At 46.2% G+C, this 16,661-nt stretch carries 13 protein-coding genes; 5 read left to right on the top strand and 8 right to left on the bottom strand.

The window, feature by feature from the left end; all coding sequences use genetic code 11:
• Positions 1-63 precede the first annotated feature (63 nt).
• A complete protein-coding gene (locus BCT11_RS13475; protein ID WP_045419799.1) occupies positions 64-1,269 on the bottom strand; it encodes a cystathionine beta-lyase in 1,206 nt (401 codons plus the stop codon).
• A gap of 194 nt (positions 1,270-1,463) precedes the next feature.
• Positions 1,464-2,924: a cardiolipin synthase gene (cls, locus tag BCT11_RS13480; RefSeq protein WP_038873594.1), complete on the bottom strand. Its 1,461-nt coding sequence runs from the start codon at positions 2,922-2,924 to the stop codon at positions 1,464-1,466.
• A gap of 372 nt (positions 2,925-3,296) precedes the next feature.
• On the opposite strand from cls, the gene BCT11_RS13485 reads away from it, so the two are divergent.
• The 4 genes from BCT11_RS13485 (at position 3,297) to BCT11_RS13500 (ending at position 8,291) form a co-directional block, all read left to right on the top strand.
• A complete protein-coding gene (locus BCT11_RS13485; RefSeq protein ID WP_102388515.1) occupies positions 3,297-4,724 on the top strand; it encodes a sodium-dependent transporter in 1,428 nt (475 codons plus the stop codon).
• Positions 4,725-4,971: 247 nt separating this feature from the next.
• Positions 4,972-6,585, top strand: coding sequence for a methyl-accepting chemotaxis protein (locus BCT11_RS13490; RefSeq protein WP_164492037.1), 1,614 nt, complete (start codon positions 4,972-4,974; stop codon positions 6,583-6,585).
• A gap of 49 nt (positions 6,586-6,634) precedes the next feature.
• Positions 6,635-7,327: a TIGR01621 family pseudouridine synthase gene (locus tag BCT11_RS13495; protein WP_038881403.1), complete on the top strand. Its 693-nt coding sequence runs from the start codon at positions 6,635-6,637 to the stop codon at positions 7,325-7,327.
• 31 nt (positions 7,328-7,358) lie between these two features.
• Positions 7,359-8,291, top strand: a complete 933-nt coding sequence (locus BCT11_RS13500; RefSeq protein WP_102388516.1) for a class I SAM-dependent methyltransferase — start codon at positions 7,359-7,361, stop codon at positions 8,289-8,291.
• Positions 8,292-8,383: 92 nt separating this feature from the next.
• Here BCT11_RS13500 and BCT11_RS13505 read toward each other — a convergent pair whose 3' ends face one another.
• The 3 genes from BCT11_RS13505 to norR form a co-directional block, all read right to left on the bottom strand.
• Positions 8,384-9,427 carry a hybrid-cluster NAD(P)-dependent oxidoreductase gene (locus BCT11_RS13505; protein ID WP_102388517.1) on the bottom strand — a complete coding sequence of 348 codons (1,044 nt, stop codon included), beginning with the start codon at positions 9,425-9,427 and terminating at the stop codon, positions 8,384-8,386.
• Between the two features lie 76 nt (positions 9,428-9,503).
• Entirely contained in the window at positions 9,504-11,165 is a 1,662-nt protein-coding gene (gene hcp / locus BCT11_RS13510) for a hydroxylamine reductase (protein ID WP_045419803.1), read from the bottom strand.
• A gap of 547 nt (positions 11,166-11,712) precedes the next feature.
• The gene (gene norR, locus BCT11_RS13515; protein WP_102388518.1) at positions 11,713-13,242 is read right to left on the bottom strand and encodes a nitric oxide reductase transcriptional regulator NorR; all 1,530 of its coding nucleotides are present in this window, start codon (positions 13,240-13,242) and stop codon (positions 11,713-11,715) included.
• Between the two features lie 271 nt (positions 13,243-13,513).
• Here norR and BCT11_RS28235 point away from each other — a divergent pair, with 271 nt between their 5' ends.
• Positions 13,514-13,666, top strand: coding sequence for a hypothetical protein (locus tag BCT11_RS28235; protein ID WP_181137493.1), 153 nt, complete (start codon positions 13,514-13,516; stop codon positions 13,664-13,666).
• A gap of 69 nt (positions 13,667-13,735) precedes the next feature.
• Here BCT11_RS28235 and BCT11_RS13520 read toward each other — a convergent pair whose 3' ends face one another.
• Genes BCT11_RS13520 through BCT11_RS13530 form a run of 3 tightly spaced genes read right to left on the bottom strand, consistent with a single transcriptional unit; the run spans position 13,736 to position 16,659 of the window.
• A complete protein-coding gene (locus BCT11_RS13520; protein WP_005450653.1) occupies positions 13,736-14,344 on the bottom strand; it encodes a CDP-alcohol phosphatidyltransferase family protein in 609 nt (202 codons plus the stop codon).
• On the bottom strand, positions 14,337-14,984 hold the full coding sequence (locus BCT11_RS13525; protein WP_009705796.1) for an ATP-binding cassette domain-containing protein: 648 nt from the start codon (positions 14,982-14,984) through the stop codon (positions 14,337-14,339). The genes BCT11_RS13520 and BCT11_RS13525 overlap by 8 nt, the downstream gene beginning before the upstream one ends.
• Complete coding sequence (locus BCT11_RS13530) at positions 14,950-16,659, bottom strand: thiamine ABC transporter permease (protein WP_102388519.1); 1,710 nt, start codon at positions 16,657-16,659, stop codon at positions 14,950-14,952. Before BCT11_RS13530 ends, BCT11_RS13525 begins: the two co-directional genes overlap by 35 nt.
• Between the last annotated feature and the right edge of the window lie 2 nt (positions 16,660-16,661).

Here is a 16,661-nt window from a genome sequence, read left to right on the forward strand (position 1 = left end):
AAGCCGCGATGAACCAAAAAATAGCCTCGCAGTACGAGGCTATTTAATAATTGTTCTGAATGCTTATAAAGAGGCTTCTTTTTCTAGTACGAGTGCGTTGTATCGCTCGAAGCCTGCTTCAAGATCGGCAATGAGATCTTCAACATCTTCAAGACCGATGTGCAGACGGACAAGTGTGCCTTCGAAGTTTGGATTCGCCACTGTGCGCAAACTGTTAAAGCTCTTTGGCTCGTTAGCTAAAATCAAACTCTCAAAACCACCCCATGAGTAACCCATGCTGAAGTGTTTCATGCCATCCAACAGTGCGGTGGTGGCTTTCGGGTACGAGCTTTTCAATATGAATGAGAACAAGCCATTCCCACCAGTAAAGTCGCGTTTAAAGAACTCATGACCAGGGCAGCTTTCTAGGGCAGGGTGACGAACGTGATCGACTTCAGGGCGGCTTGCCAACCACTGTGCGACTTTCAGGCTGTTCTCTGCATGCTGGCGTAAGCGAACATCCAAAGTACGAATACCGCGCAGACCAAGATATGCGTCATCAGGAGAAACGCATTGTCCCATAAGGTAGCTTTGTTCGCGCAGCTGGTCCCAGTATTTCTCAGACGCAACCGCCGTACCCAGCATTACATCTGAGTGACCAACAATGTACTTGGTTGCTGCTTGGATAGAGATATCAACACCGTGCTCGAATGGTGAGAAATTCACACCGGCACCCCAAGTGTTATCAAGCATTACGATGATGTTTTTTTCGTGTGCAATGCTTGCTAAAGTCGGAACGTCCATGACTTCCATAGTGATAGAACCCGGAGACTCAAGGAAAAGTACCTTGGTGTTTGGCTGAATTAGGTCGCGGATACCTTCGCCTATCATAGGATCAAAATAAGTCGTTTCGACACCCATTTTTTTCATAATGGTATCGCAGAAATCGCGGGTTGGTTCGTAACAAGTATCCACCATCAAAATGTGGTCGCCGGTTTCGATAAAAGACAGAATCGCATTCGAGATTGCGGCCGTGCCACAAGGGTAAAGTGCACAGCCAGCACCACCTTCGATTTCCACCATCGCATCTTGGAAAGCAAAGTGAGTATTCGTACCACGACGTCCGTAAAACAGTGTTTTGTTGGTTCGGTTAATCATTGCTTGGTTCTTTTCAGCAACTGTATCAAACACGATAGTTGAAGCTCGTTGTACTGGTGGGTTGACCACGCCATTCGTCCACTTCTTATCACGGCCTGCAGTAACGAATTTGGTCTTTTTGCCCTCTGACATAAAATTTCCCTGTCTAATTTACGATTTTCAATATTTAAAACATGGACGATGGGTGGTTTGCAAGGGAAAACTTAACTTCAAACGACTCCTCCGAGGATAGGTCGAAAAACAGAAGCATTGATTGAATAAGAAAAAGAAAACCGACAGTTTATGGCTGTCGGTTTTCGAGGAAGTTTTGTTATTTTGGGTACTTGCTACAGCAATGGATTAAACAGATAGAAAACACGCTCTAAGAAGCGAGAGAAAATACTGCGTTTTTCCCACTTATCTCGATCAACGGTATGGGACTGTTTGATATAGCTGTCTTGCAGCCACGACATCTGTTTTGTGAACTCTTCATCATCGACAGCCAGTGTTACTTCGAAGTTAAGCCACAAACTGCGCATGTCCATGTTTACGGTACCCACCAAACAGAATTGCTCGTCAATCACGACTGATTTTGTATGCAGTAACCCGCCATAGAATTCGTAAATCTTCACCCCAGCGACGAGCAACTCGTCATAGAATGCCCGCGAAGCCCATTGAACCATCATAGAGTCATTCTTGTGTGGGATGATAAGTTCTACTTCGATGCCGCGCTGCGCGGTCATTTTCAGAGTCTCCAATAGATCGGCACTTGGCACGAAGTAAGGCGTGGTGATTCTGACGGAACGATTCGCTTGGTTGATGGCTAATGTGAGTACTTGGTAGATCAAGTATTCTGGCATACCAGGGCCAGACGGCACCACTTGGATTGGATGCTGAAACTCGTCTTCTTTATTGTCGATTCTACATTCTGGATGCTTAGGAAAATAACGCTCACCAGTTTCTACTTCCCAATCCCAACAATGAATAGCGCTTAAAACATTTACCGTCGGTCCGGTGACTCGCACCATAATATCGATCCACTGCCCAACCCCACTGTTCTGCTTGAAAAAGGCGGGGTCAACCAAGTTCATCGAACCGGTGTAAGCGATCTCATCATCAATCACGATGATCTTACGGTGTTGGCGTAAATCCAAACGACGAAGGAAGATACGCCACATTTTTACTTCTAACGCTTGCACAACATCGATGCCTGCGTCTTTCATCATTTTATACCAATGACTGCGAAAGAAGCGTGGACTGCCCGCTGAATCGAGTAGCAGTTTTACGTCTACGCCACGTTTAGAAGCGCGAATCAAAGCCGAAGCAACAGCGTCAGCTAAACCACCGGGATGCCAAATATAGAAAACCATGCGAATACTGTGTTCAGCATTCTCGATGTCTTCGATAATCGAGTGGAGAATTTCGTTAGGCGATTGTTGTAGAGAAAGCGTGTTCCCACTTAATGCAGGTAAACCAAGACGATTGTTGCACAGCTCATCAATACGATAGATATGGCGTCCCATTGCTTCAGGGACATGCGCGTTGCAGTCATTTAACTGAGTGAACCATCGCTGGAATGGTGAAAACATCTCTTTTGCGCGTTCTGCACGTTTGCGGCCGAGGTTGAGCTCACCGAATAGAAAATAACAAGCGACGCCAAGCACTGGCAGAATATAAATGATCATCAGCCATGCAAGAGAAACACTAACAGCGCGACGTTTTAATACGACACGGATCGTAACACCAGCAACCAAAAACCAGTAAAGACCGATGCCAGTTAGAGTGAGAAAATGATAGAACTTGTCCATAGTCGCCAAAAGTAATAAACCCAATATGGATATTAAGCGTAAATGGCGGAACGGGAAACTATTTTCATACCACTAGAGGAGGATGATTTTGTATCGTGAAATGAATTTTATAACGAGACGTTCTGTTACTAAGGTGTGAAAAGTTGGAGGAAATCTTAACTTTTGCGTAAAAAAGCAGCATTTAGCGTGAACAATGATACATTTGTGCGATAAATGTGCTGATCGGGGTTCCAATTTTAAATTGAAACTGCTTTACTTGCCATACATAGAGCGTCATACAAACATCTTATAAAGTGTACATTATTTTTTACACGAACATATTCTAGACGCCTATCTCTATGCAAACACAACAAAACATTTTGGAGAAAAAGCGTGGCTACAAATACAGCAGCACCACGTGATACGTGGGGGTCTAAACTAGGCTTCGTCATGGCAGCAGCGGGTTCCGCTGTCGGTTTAGGCAATATATGGAAGTTCCCTTACACAGCAGGTGAGAGCGGCGGCGGCGCGTTCGTAGCAATTTACCTTTTATTCGTTATTTTTATCGGCTTTAGCGTCATGCTGACAGAATTCGCTATTGGTCGTAAGACAGGTCTTTCAGCAGTAGGTGCGTTCAAATCTACTGACCGCCGTTGGACGTTTACCGGTGTTATCGGCGTGCTAAGTGGTCTACTAATCATGGGTTTCTACCCTGTAGTAGGTGGCTGGGCGCTTGCTTACATCTTTAAAGTAGGTGGTGGTCTACTAAGTGCTCCTGAAGCCATTGGTGACAGTTTTGGCGGCTTCATTTCTGATCCAGTCCAACCGTTAATGTGGATGGGTGTTTACCTGCTCCTTAACATCGTTATCGTTATGAAAGGTATTTCTGGCGGTATCGAAAAGGCTGGTAAAATCCTCATGCCTCTTTTATTCCTTATCCTGATCGTTGTATCAGTGAAAGGTCTGATGCTTCCTGGTGCAATGGCGGGTCTTGAGTTCCTATTCATGCCAGACTTCTCGAAAGTAGACAGCAATGTCGTTCTAGCGGCGCTAGGCCAAGCATTCTTCTCTCTAAGTCTAGGTATGGGTTGTATGATGACGTACGGCTCTTACCTGAAGAAGAAGGAAAACTTAGTTCAAACTACCGGCATGGTTACGGCAATGGACACAGGTGTTGCAATCCTAGCGGGTGTAGCAATGTTCCCAGCAATGTTCGCATTCGGTATGGAGCCAGCAGCAGGCCCAGGTCTAGTATTCGTCGTTGTTCCTCAACTGTTTGCTGAAATGGGCGGCGTAATTGGCCTTCTATTTGCTCTGATGTTCTTCATTGGTCTAACAGTAGCAGCGCTGACGTCTTCAGTATCCCTGCTAGAAGTAGTGGTTTCTTACCTAATCGATGAGAAAGGCCTGAAGCGTTCTACAGCAGTACTGTCTGCGAGTGTCGTAATGGCAACACTGTGTGTGTTCGCATCGCTATCACTTGGTGGTGTTGGTCCGACACTATTCGGTACGGGCGCATTTGATATCTTTGACCTACTAACGGATAAGATCTTCCTAGCGGTTGGCGGTATGTTGGTATGTATCTTTGCTGGCTGGCGTCTAAACCGCGCTGAACTAGAGAAAGAGATCACTAACGACGGCAAAATTTCTTTCCCACTATTTGGTCTATGGTACAACCTAGTTAAGTACGTAATCCCAGTGGCAATCGCAATCGTAGCCTTCATGGGTATCAAGTCTGGTTTCGACAGCGGTAAGGGTGAAATCATGCTGGTGGGTATCGGCATCATCGCACTGGCGGGTATCTTCTCTAAGAAGTTATAACCAAATAGACTTTGATTGAAAACGGGAACCTTAATCGGTTCCCGTTTTTTTATATTCATAATTTATAGGATTGAGAAAACTCATATTAATAACGGGTAGTAATTGTGAGATCGCTCGCATGGAGATGTAGATCACAAAAAAATGTACTCAAGTTGCAGAGGTACGTTCCGATAACCCTTACAAAGCATGTGTAAATATGTGGATTAACCAGTAAGAAAATCCATGACAACGGTAAGGAAGGTTATTAGTGACAATGTCTGTTCGTAAAAAACTGTACGCGAGTTTTGGTGCCATTTTGGCGATCATGCTAGTGATGATAGGGATTATTACATTAGAAGTATTGAACTCGCACAAAGTGGCTGACGAGGTGAGAACGGACGATGTTCCTGAAACAGTTCAGTATCTAATTCTGATCGATGAGGCCGGTGATGTTTATCGCGATGCATTAGGAAGCATTGTTGGTGTCTCTGGCGCTCAGGCTGAATATCAAGTTAATAAAAAGGAGTTTGCAGCAGCGATTGCTGCAGTTAAACGTTTGGAGACGGTAGGTGGTGAAGATTACCGTAACGTTGAGAAAGCTGAGCGTTACATGAGCGATTTTACACGAGACTTTGAATCCCAAGTTCTGTCCAATCTCGGCTTAGAAAATGTTGAAGAGAATGTCGCGCGTCTTCGCTCACTTTATGAAACGAATCTAGCACCGCTTGAGTCTATCCTAGATGCTGCATCAATCGACGGTCGTCAAAGTACTAGTGAAGCTTTGCTTGATCTTTCGGATTCATTTAACAGTATCGAATTGACGATTTATGTGCTTGGTTCGATAGCACTTGTTGCCACTGCTGTTATCGCATACTTGTTGTCTAATTCGATTACCAGTCGCTTGAGTAAATTGGATGAACTGGCGCAGCGCGTTGCAGAGGGTGACCTAACGGTAGCGCCTATCGACGATAAATCAGGTGACGAGCTAGCAAACCTCGCGACGTCTTTGAATAAGATGCAAGCGTCTTTGACCAGTCTTATTGGTTCTATATCGTTAGTATCCGAAGAAGTGAAGTCCGTGACTGGAGAATTGGCTACCGTCAGTCAAGATATTGTCTCCGGTGCAAGCAGCCAAGCGGACAAAGCGCACTTGATCGCGACGGCGTCAGAAGAGCTAAGTCTGACCATTTCTCAAGTAGCAGAGCAGGGCGCAGCAACCTTTGAAGAGGCTCGCAAGTCGGAATCAACCGCAGAGCAAGGGCGTACTGTTATTGTTGAGATGGTTGAAAGCATTCAGCAAGTATCACAGCAAATGTCGGATATGTCGGTGCAAATGAACAGCCTAGGTTCTCATGGCGAGAAAATCGGTGCGGTTATCAAAGTCATTGAAGATATCGCAGAGCAGACGAACCTTCTGGCATTGAACGCGGCGATTGAAGCGGCACGAGCAGGTGAGTTTGGTCGTGGTTTTGCTGTGGTTGCGGATGAAGTTCGTGCTCTTGCTGAACGAACAACGAAGGCAACACAAGAGGTTGGTGAGATCATCCAAGCAATTCAAGTCGGTACTCAAGAGGCGGTGACTTACACTGAGGACGGTTGTCGTTTGGTTGAGATTGGCGTGAGTCAAAGCTCAGGTGCAGTGAACTCACTGGAGGAAATCGTTTCTGGTGCGGCGCATGTTCAAAGTATGGTGAACTCAATTGCGACTGCTGCAGAAGAGCAAACCGCTGTAACGAAAGAAATTGCCGCGGATATTACGTCGATCAGTGATATTTCAGCTCGTTCATTACAACTAGCGAATGACAGCTCTCAAAGTGTTGAGGGCCTGAATCGTAAAGTTCAAGAGTTGGAAGCTCTAGTGGGTAAGTTTAAGCTCGCCTAATTGCTTAGAATCGGTATACTTCTGGCTCCAAACGTGGAGCCAGTTTTTTATGTTCGACATTCTACATACCCATCCAGATTTTCTGATCATCAATAAACACCCCAACGTCTCTGTTCATAAAGACGATGGTGACACTATGTTGCTTCAAGAAGTAGCAAAGCAGAGTGGTGATGAGCAGCTGTATCTTATCCACCGTCTCGATAAAATGACTTCTGGTATTCTACTTCTCGGCCGCAATGCGAAAGCAGCAAGCGCCTTATCTCAAGCATTTGCCAATCGCGAAGTCGAAAAGTTCTACCTTGCGATTGGCTCGAAAAAGCCTAAGAAGAAACAAGGGCTAGTAGTGGGTGATATGGAACGCTCTCGTCGTTCCTCATGGAAACTGGTGAACAGCAAAACGAATCCCGCGATTACCCAATTCTTTTCCCTCGCTGCAGAGCCGGGAGAGCGCCTGTTTTTATGTAAGCCGCACACTGGCAAAACACACCAAATTCGCGTGGCATTGAAATCAGTTGGCTCAGGAATTGTTGGCGATCCTATTTATAATGCAGGCAATGAAGCAGACCGTGGTTACTTGCATGCATTTTCGTTGTGCTTTCCGTATCAAGATGAAACTCATCGCTTTGTTTGCGACCCGCGCGAGCATAAAGCACTTGGCAGTAAATGGCATAATGAAGTCGTCTCTCAAGGTGTAGACTCTTGGCTTTCTCCGTGGGAGCTGAACTGGCCTACGATTAAATAACCATCACAAAGAAAACGAATAAGAGAATTCGATGCAAGCATCACAACTTCCGCTGTTTTTCCAGCATCTAGAAGCGGAGCTAACACAAGCTCCCAATGAAATTCGCCGACTGTTTCACGGTCGTGGTCGCCGTTTTGAAGGTTTAGAGCAAATCACGTGTGATTGGTTACAAGGTCAGTTGATCATCAACCTATTTAAAGAAGTGGATGAGACGTTTCTTACTGAATTGAAAGCAGGGTTGAACAGGCTTTCAGAATCTGCTCTGTGGGCAGAGAAACAAGGGCGTACGATCGTAATTCAACATCGCTACGCTGACGGCGCACCTTCTGAAACTCTGTTGGGTGAGCTAGATGCTCGACCTGTGGTTGAAGAAAGTGGCTTGAAGTACCAGCTAGACATCGGACGTAACCAGAACTTCGGTCTGTTCCTTGATATGCGTTACGGCCGTGACTGGGTACGTGAAAATGCGAAGCACAAAAACGTACTTAATCTGTTTGCTTACACTTGTGGCTTTTCTGTTGCTGCAATTGCTGGTGGCGCAGATAAAGTGGTTAACGTGGATATGGCGAGAGCATCGCTGTCTAAAGGTCGTGAGAACCATAAGCTGAATGGTCATAACATCAACCAAGTGAGCTTTATGGGGCACGACATCTTTAAGTCGTGGGGCAAGATTAAGAAAGCGGGCCAATACGATGTGATCATCATTGATCCACCATCATTCCAGAAAGGCAGCTTTGCACTAACCAAAGACTACAAAAAGATTCTACGCCGTTTGCCTGATTTATTGGCAGAAGGTGGTCAGGTGTTAGCGTGTGTAAACTCGCCATCGGTGACCAGCGATTTCTTGATTGAAAGCATGAAGGAAGAAGCGCCAGAGCTAACATTCCGCGAGCGTTTGGATAACCCGCCAGAGTTTATGGATGTAGATAGCGAAGCTGCACTGAAGGTTTTACTGTTTAGCTGAGTTTAGATAAAGAAACTTCCGAGTTTAATAACACTTTTCCATAAGCAAAAAGCGCCTAGTACGGCGCTTTTTTAATGTTCGTATTAACGGCTTTAACCAATCTGAACTTCAAGATCGGATTCAATCGTCGAAGAGCAGGCGAGTACATAGCCTTGCTCAATTTCTTCAGGGGCCAACGTCTCTTGGCTGGTTGAAGACACGCTACCCTTGCGAACCTTACACTTACAAGAGCCACAAATACCGCTTCGGCAAGCTATGATCAGTGGTAATCCTGCGCCTTCCAACACATCAGCAAGGACTTGGCCTTTTTGAGCATCAATCGTTTGGGCGAAATCAGGCACTGACACACTCGCTGATTCATCTGATACTTCGGTTTCTTCGCTTGCTGCTGGTGTAAAGCTTTCTTGGAAGAAGTTCGCCATATCAAAGCCAAGCTCATTTAAGTAGCTCTGAACATCAAGCATAAACTGATTTGGACCGCATAGATAAACCGTGCGCTGTTTAAAGTCGGGCACCAGTTCTTTTAACCACTCGGTATTCAAACGACCTTCTGGGTATAGTGTTTCACCACGGTTTTTCAGTAGCAATTTCAAATTGAAATCTGGATAAACCGAATGGTAGGTCTCTAGTAAATCAAAGTAGATGGTTTCTGGTTGAGAACGAGCAATGTGCAGGAACTCAATATCAACACCAGCGTCGTTGCCTAGCCATTCTTTTGCCATCGCGAATACAGGCGTAATGCCACAGCCCGCACTGATGAGCAGTGCTTTCTTCCTGCCATTGATCGCGATTGGTGGGTGATCAATGCAGTTGAAATCACCCGTAGGAGGAAGAGCTTGAACCGTATCGCCAATGAGGAGCTTATCGATGATGTAGTTGGAGACCTTACCGCCGTCGACACGCTTGATCGTCAGTTGCAGGCAGTCGTCACCGGAAAGAGAACTGAGAGAGTAGGCACGAAACTCCATCTTGCCATCGATTTCAACGCCAAGGTTGATGAACTGACCGGCTTTAAATTCAAACAAGAGCGATTCTGACAGGTCTGCCAACTTGAGGCTCACTGCATCGGCAGTTTCATGATATTTGTCTACACAGCGTAACGTGACAGGTTGACTGCCTTGCCATTCAAAAAACATAACAATCTCTTTGGTTATCGAGTAGTCAATAGATAAAAGCGCCCCCAATTAAGGAGGCGCGTGATAAGCGAGGCGATTACGCTGCTAGGATGGTTTTAAGATCGTCCTGAACATTACCAATACTGCGCATATCGAACTTCTCTTGGATAATCGCAACCAAGTTTGGTGTTAGGAATGCAGGCGCTGTTGGACCCGTGTAGATGCCTTTCACACCAAGAGCGAATAGCGTAAGCAGGATCACTATCGCTTTTTGCTCGAACCAAGACAGAACAAGCGTTAGAGGAAGCTCGTTGATATCGCAATCGAACTCTTTCGCAAGTGCCAGTGCAAGCTGGATTGCTGAGTACGCATCGTTACATTGGCCTACATCCAATAGGCGAGGGATGCCATTGATGTCGCCAAATGTGTTCTTGTTGAAGCGGTATTTACCACAAGCCAGCGTTAGGATTAGCGTATCTTCTGGTGCTTCTGCAGTGAAGTCGGTGTAGTAGCTACGTTCTGCTTTGTCGCCATCACAACCACCTACTAGGAAGAAGTGCTTGATGTTGCCTTGCTTCACTTGGTCAATAACCGCAGGTGCTGCGTTCATTAGTGCGTTGCGACCGAAACCAACAGTGATGTTGTGTTCGATTTCGTCGTGCTGGAAGCCTTCTTGCGCTAATGCACATTCAACGACTTGGCTAAAATCATCACCTTCTAGGTGAGCGACACCCGGCCAACCAACAATGCTGCGTGTGAATAGGCGGTCTGCGTATTGGCCAACGTTCGGGTTCAATAGGCAGTTTGATGTCATCACAATCGCGCCAGGGAAGTTAGCGAATTCTTTTTGTTGGTTCTGCCAAGCGCTACCGTAGTTACCCACTAGGTGAGAGTATTTTTTCAGCTCTGGGTAGCCGTGTGCAGGCAGCATTTCACCGTTGGTGTAAACGTTAATGCCTTTGCCTTCCGTCTGTTGTAGGATTTTCTCTAGGTCGTGAAGGTCATGACCAGAAACAAGAATACATTTGCCTTTCAGTGGCTTAACGTTAACAGTGGTTGGCTCTGGGTGACCGAACGTTGCTGTTTCACCGTGATCCAGCATTTCCATCACTTTGTAGTTCATAAGACCGATGCGCATTGAGCAGTCTAGCAGTTCACCTAGGTCTTCTGGGTCAGTACCTAACCAAGCCATGATTTCGTGGTATTCCGCGAAGATATCATTGTTGGTTTGCTCTAATACTCGAGCGTGCTCCATGTACGCTGCAGCACCTTTTAGACCGTACAGGCAAAGTAGGCGCAGGCCGATAACGTCTTCGTGTACTTGGTCTTTACCACGGTTTACTGCCACTTGAGGAGCAAATGCTAGGATTTCTTCTGCACTGTTTGGCAGCTCGAAGTTTGCAACGTTAGGTACATTCAATACGACTTCGTCAGCAAGTGTTGCGGCAGACATTACTTGGTCTTTTAGCAGTGCTTTGTATGTTGCTGCTTGAGAAGTTAGCTCAAGGATACGCTCAGGATCGAAGTTTACGTTAGTCAACGTAGAGAAGAATGCTCTTGGAGCCCATTGGTTGATTTCATCATTGATGATGTTGAATTCAAGCGCGCGTGCTGCCCAAAAAGAAACCCCTTGCAGAGTGTAAACCAACACGTCTTGTAGATCGGATACCTCTGAAGTTTTGCCACACATACCTTGTGCGAAAGAACAGCCTTTTACAGCCGGGGTTTGGATTGTCTGTTCACATTGAATACAGAACATATTGGGTTCTCCAGTGATTGTAGTAATAGTCGTTATGTTTTTCCTTCTAAAGCAGAATGCGTGCCAATTATTATCTTATTGATTTTTATTGGTTTTGTCATTTTTGAAGTGCGTAATTGATGTGATTGTGACAACGCAAATGATGTCCAAATGACAACGAAAATACAGATGTGGTGAAAAAAATAACGCGTGAGAAACGCTTTAACAATCGAAAGTGGAAGTACTTGTTAAACAGAAGAAAAGTTAAGGCGGTTTTGTGTAGGCAAGGGATTCCCGATTGCGTTCCTCTGTAGATTTCGGAAGTGACGCAATAGGGTTGCTGAAAACTTGGTGAGTTTAAAGAGTCAGAAGAAAGCAGAGACTAGAGCGGTTTAGTTATTTTGAATGAGGAACAGGGAATGAAAAGCGAGAAACCAGATGGGACAGTTAGCCAATATGCATTGGTGTTAAGCGTTATTCCGGACGAGTCTAAACGAACCATCCGGAATCCCTCTGCTCAAGAGGTCACTTTTTCCTTCTAGAGAAAAGAGCAAAGAAGCAGGGGTTTCTATTTGCTAATGCCGAGCTTTTTACCCATGCGATACAAGTTGCCTCGATCCATTTGCAAAAACTCCGCTGCTTTTGCCCAAACACCGCCAGTTTGGTTTAAAGCGTGTTCAATCAAGTCACGTTGGTAGCTCTCAACTAACTCACGCATTGGCTGACTCTCTTTTGGCAAGCAATGCGATGTGTTTTTTACATCATCCAATGCCAATGAAGTATCAAAGTGATTGAGCATGATAGTGCTCGCGCCTTGTTGAATGGCATGTAACGCTGCACGCGTTAAAGTGTGCTCAAGCTCTCGAACGTTACCATACCAAGGCAGAGATTCTAGTTGAGTCAGTACCTTAGGGTGAACGTGAAGATTTGGTGCGTTAAATTGCTGACGTACTTTTTCTAACAAATATCCCGCAAGAACTGGAATGTCGCCATCACGTACACGCAGTGGTGGCACTTTGATTGGGAATACATTTAAGCGATGGAACAAATCCGCACGGAATGTGCCATCTTCCACTTCTTTTTCTAACTGTCGGTTGGTGGCTGCGATGATGCGCACGTTAACCATCAAATGCTGATCGCTACCTACACGTTGCAACTCACCTTGCTGGATAACTCGCAACAGTTTTGCCTGCAAAATCAATGGCAATTCACCCACTTCATCTAAGAAGATTGTACCGCCATCAGCCAGCTCGAACTTACCTGCACGATGACTATTGGCTCCAGTAAAGGCGCCCTTTACGTGGCCAAACAGTTCGCTCTCGGCCAGACCTTCGGGTAGGGCGGCGCAGTTTACGTAAATCATCGGTTTATCATTACGGTGAGATTGAGCATGGACAGAGTGAGCAACAAGCTCTTTGCCCGTTCCCGTTTCTCCCGTTACCAATACTGCGTAATCCGACTGAGCAACGGTCGCAATGTTGTTTCGTAATTGATTGATTTGTGGGCTTAAGCCAACCATGTCACCGTGTTGTGAGCGTGCCTGTTGGATCAGGGTTTGCGTGACGCTCTTTTGCTTCTGGTTCTGCGCTTTAAGGGCTTTTAATTGCGCAATGTTACGCAGTGTTGCCGCCGTTAGTGCTGCGAATGTTTCGATTGCGACTGGGTCGATATGGTCAAACGCGCCAACAGCTAGCGCATCCATGGTTAATGCGCCGACAAGCTGCCCCTCAACGTACAAGCTAAAGCACATGCAGTCATGGACGTCAATACACTGGTCTTCGGTTAACAGTGTTCCGTCAAATGGATCGGGCAGGGCGCAGTCGGCATCAAAGCGAACAGGCTCGCGACTATGAATGATGGCATCCAAACGCGGGTGAGCTTTAGGGAAGTAACGGCGACCGAGTACTGAGCTCGACAAACCTTTTACTGCGACTGGCGTAAGGAAGCCATCTTCATCAAAGATAAACAGACAACTCGCATCGCAAGGGAACACTTGTGCCACCCCGTCAATCAGGTTTTGGTATTGCTGCTCATGAGAGCGATTTGAGCTCAGATTGAGTGCAATATTGAGAAGTACGTGGTCGACAGTAGGAGTCATAACAAGCCCAGAGTTATCTTGAATGGGCTCATGCTAGCAACTTGATGTCATTTGAACATCGAAAGGTGTGAGAGATTGATGTTCCATTGACGACGATCAAGTGACATAACGGAACTGTGATACAAACAAGTGCAACTGATTGAACTTAAGAGCTAGAAGTGAGGGATTCAGCCTCCGCAAATAATACTATCCGAAATTGAATTTTTCCGTTGACCTTAAGTTAACTTGAGCTTTTATCCTCCATCTGTAAAACACGTCAGGAGGACAGGTTATGCATAATAACTACATTAAAGAATTGGCCGTAAAGAGCTACCAAGAGGACCTACAAAAAGAGTATTACCGCGCTAAGCAGCGGACGTGGCATTTTCCGAGTTTTGTCTCTGGAATTGTGCTGACGCTGGTGTTGAGTGGGATGCTTTATTGAGAGAAGGCTGAAAAGAGATTCCCGACTGCGGTCTTTCGTCGCAATCAGGAATCTCTCTTGAAGTTTTGTTTACGGCTTCAACGTATGAAACCCAGAGTAAATACGCGTAAACGTAGTAAACCAACATGCTGCACCAAAGATGTACGCAATCACGGCAAAATGTTGCGGGAACAAACAGAACAGCACGAAGCAACCTATGGTCTCTGTACCCTCTGTCAGGCCGCTCATGTAGTACAGAGATTTGTGCTTGTAGACTGGATTATCGATACCACGTTTACCCGCCATGATCGCAAATGCTAAGAAGCTGCTCCCTGTACCAATAAACGAGAAGATCAAGAACGCACCTGCGACGGCGTTTTGTTCTGGGTTTGCTAGTACAAAGCCAAAGGGAATCAGAGAATAGAACAAGAAGTCTAGGCTTATATCAAGGAAGCCGCCCGCATCGGTGATGCCTTGAATCCTCGCTAAAGCACCATCCAATCCATCACAGATTCGATTCAGCAGAATAAACGCTAATGCAAGCGTGTATTGTTCTGCCATCAATGCAGGTAAAGCAAAACAACCAAGGGCGAAGCCAAACAAGGTGGTTTGGTTAGCTGTCACGCCACATTTGTCAATCAGTTTTGCGCTTTGTGCCAATGGCCACTTAATGATTTTGATACTCAGGCTATCAAGCATGGCTTGTCTCCCAAGGCCAGTTTAGGCAGCGACTGCCCTCAGGAATATCGTCTTCATCGTGCGTCACCATTAGAGCAGGAATGTTGGCTTGTTGAAGTTGCTCCACAACCCAATTGCGAAACTGCACGCGCAGATCTTTATCTAATTTGCTGTATGGCTCATCGAGTAGGGCAACTTTCGGTTTTGCCAACAACATGCGAGTGAGAGCAATACGCGCGCGTTGGCCGCCTGAGATTTGATCAGGGAAAGACTCTGCAAGTTTAGTTAGCGAGATGTGCTTCAAAGCCTGCATTGCACGCTCTTTACGCTCTGCGCCTTTGATTGAATCGGGTAGCGCGAAGGCGAGATTCTCCCACACGGTGAGGTGCGGGAAGAGCAAATCGTCTTGGAATAGAATACCCACCTGACGTTTGTGGGCAGGTAAAGCATCCAGCTTTTCGTTATCGAGCGTGATTGAGCCTGAATAGTCGAACTCGGAAGACAGGTGACCAGCAATCGCATCCAACAAGGTGGATTTTCCGCAGCCGCTTGGGCCCATCAGGGTAACAATTTCACCTTTCTTTACGGTCATGTTGAACGCAGAGAAAAGTGTGTCGCCATTGGTTTTACGGATGGCGAGGTTTTCGAGACAAAGACTCATTCGGTAGTAAACCTTTAATAGACAACCGGCGATACTTAACGTGTAAACGGCTAAGTAGAATCGCAAAAGAGAAGAACATCAACGGCAAGAGCGCTTGCCAAATTGCGTAAATCGCGGTGACACGACGGTCGAAGCCACTTGAGAGGGCTACCGCTTCTGTTGTTATTGTGCTGATGCGACCTGCACCCAGCACTAGTGTTGGTAGGTATTGCGCCAAGCTCACACTAATTCCTACTGCCCAAGCAAAGGCAATGGCAGGCAGAAGAATCGGTAATTTCACTTTCAACCAAGCTTGCATTGGTGATTTACCAAGGCTTAGAGCGACACGAATCAAACCGTTGTCGAAGCTGCGCCAAGGACCATCCAATGACAAGTATACGAATGGGAAAGCGAAGAAGACATGTGCCCAGCACACCCAGAAGAAATATGCATTGCTGTCGAGATACAGAGTAGCGACCTGCATACCAAACAGCACAGAAAGCTGTGGGATCAACATAGGTACAGCGATGATGTAACCCGGCACCTGCCAACGGTAGCGTAGGCGGTACTCATGAGCGATCAGCGCCAATACAAGGGCAATAGATGCACTGATAACTGCAATCAACATGCTTTGCTCTAGCGTGCCAAGAATGCTCTGCCACTCGTATTCCCAAAAACGTAAGCTGTAACGACTTGGTAATAAGTCAGGGAAACGCCAACGCTGTGCAAAGCTCCATACCACCATCAAAGGCACCATTAACAGTGCGAGTAGGGCAATCATGGAGAACAAGGTCTTACCCGGTAAGCGGAAACCGCTGCGACCAGAGTATTGCCAGCGTTTAAAGCCTTTGGTAACGCTCCATTCAACAAGTCGTGCAAAACCAATCAAAAGGCTCGCAATGGCAAACAGCACCACCGCACCCGCCGCTGCTCTTGGTAGGAGTGACAAATCAGGGTCGTTAAACCATTGCCATACCAACACTGCAAACGTAGGAGGGTTGGTTGGGCCAATAATTAGCGCCACATCCACAACGGATAAGCTGTAAGCCAGAACAGCCAACATTGGAAAACGCAGCTTCGCTAACCATTGTGGGAAAACGCATTTCCACCATGCTTGCGCGGAACTGTAACCCATCGAATGGCTGACTTTTTCAATCTTCTCAACTTTTAATTGCTGAAGAATAGGAATGCTCATCAACAATAAAAACGGTACTTCTTTGATAGCAAGCATGACGATCAAACCCAGTGCGTGTGGGTCTTTGATCAACAACGCCAGATCATTCACCGTTTGTGCATTTGGATCGTAACCAAACATTTGGTTGAGTACACGAACGCCCATACCTGTTGGTGCGAATAGAAAAGCGAAGCCAATGGCAAACGCGACATGCGGCATAGCAAGAAGAGGGGAAAGACTCATTTCAATCTTACGCCAGAACTTGCTGCCCCATGAGGCTTGAAGAATCGCGAAAGTGATCAAACAAGCAAGATAGCTGCTGAAAATGGCGGAATAAAAAGTCAATCCAATCGACGTCCACACACCTTCCCAGTCAAACACAGCATGAAAGCCATCCAGTGAGAAGTGGTGCAAACCGATAGGGGGTACATAGCCGAGCGCAGACACCACCACCCCGAGTAGCCCCGGGATGGTCGGTAATATACAAACTGCGATAATAACTAGATACAGCGCTCTTAACATGG

Origin of the sequence: Vibrio sp. 10N.222.52.B12 (assembly GCF_002875385.1) — a bacterium.
GTDB classification, from domain to species: Bacteria; Pseudomonadota; Gammaproteobacteria; order Enterobacterales; family Vibrionaceae; genus Vibrio; species Vibrio jasicida.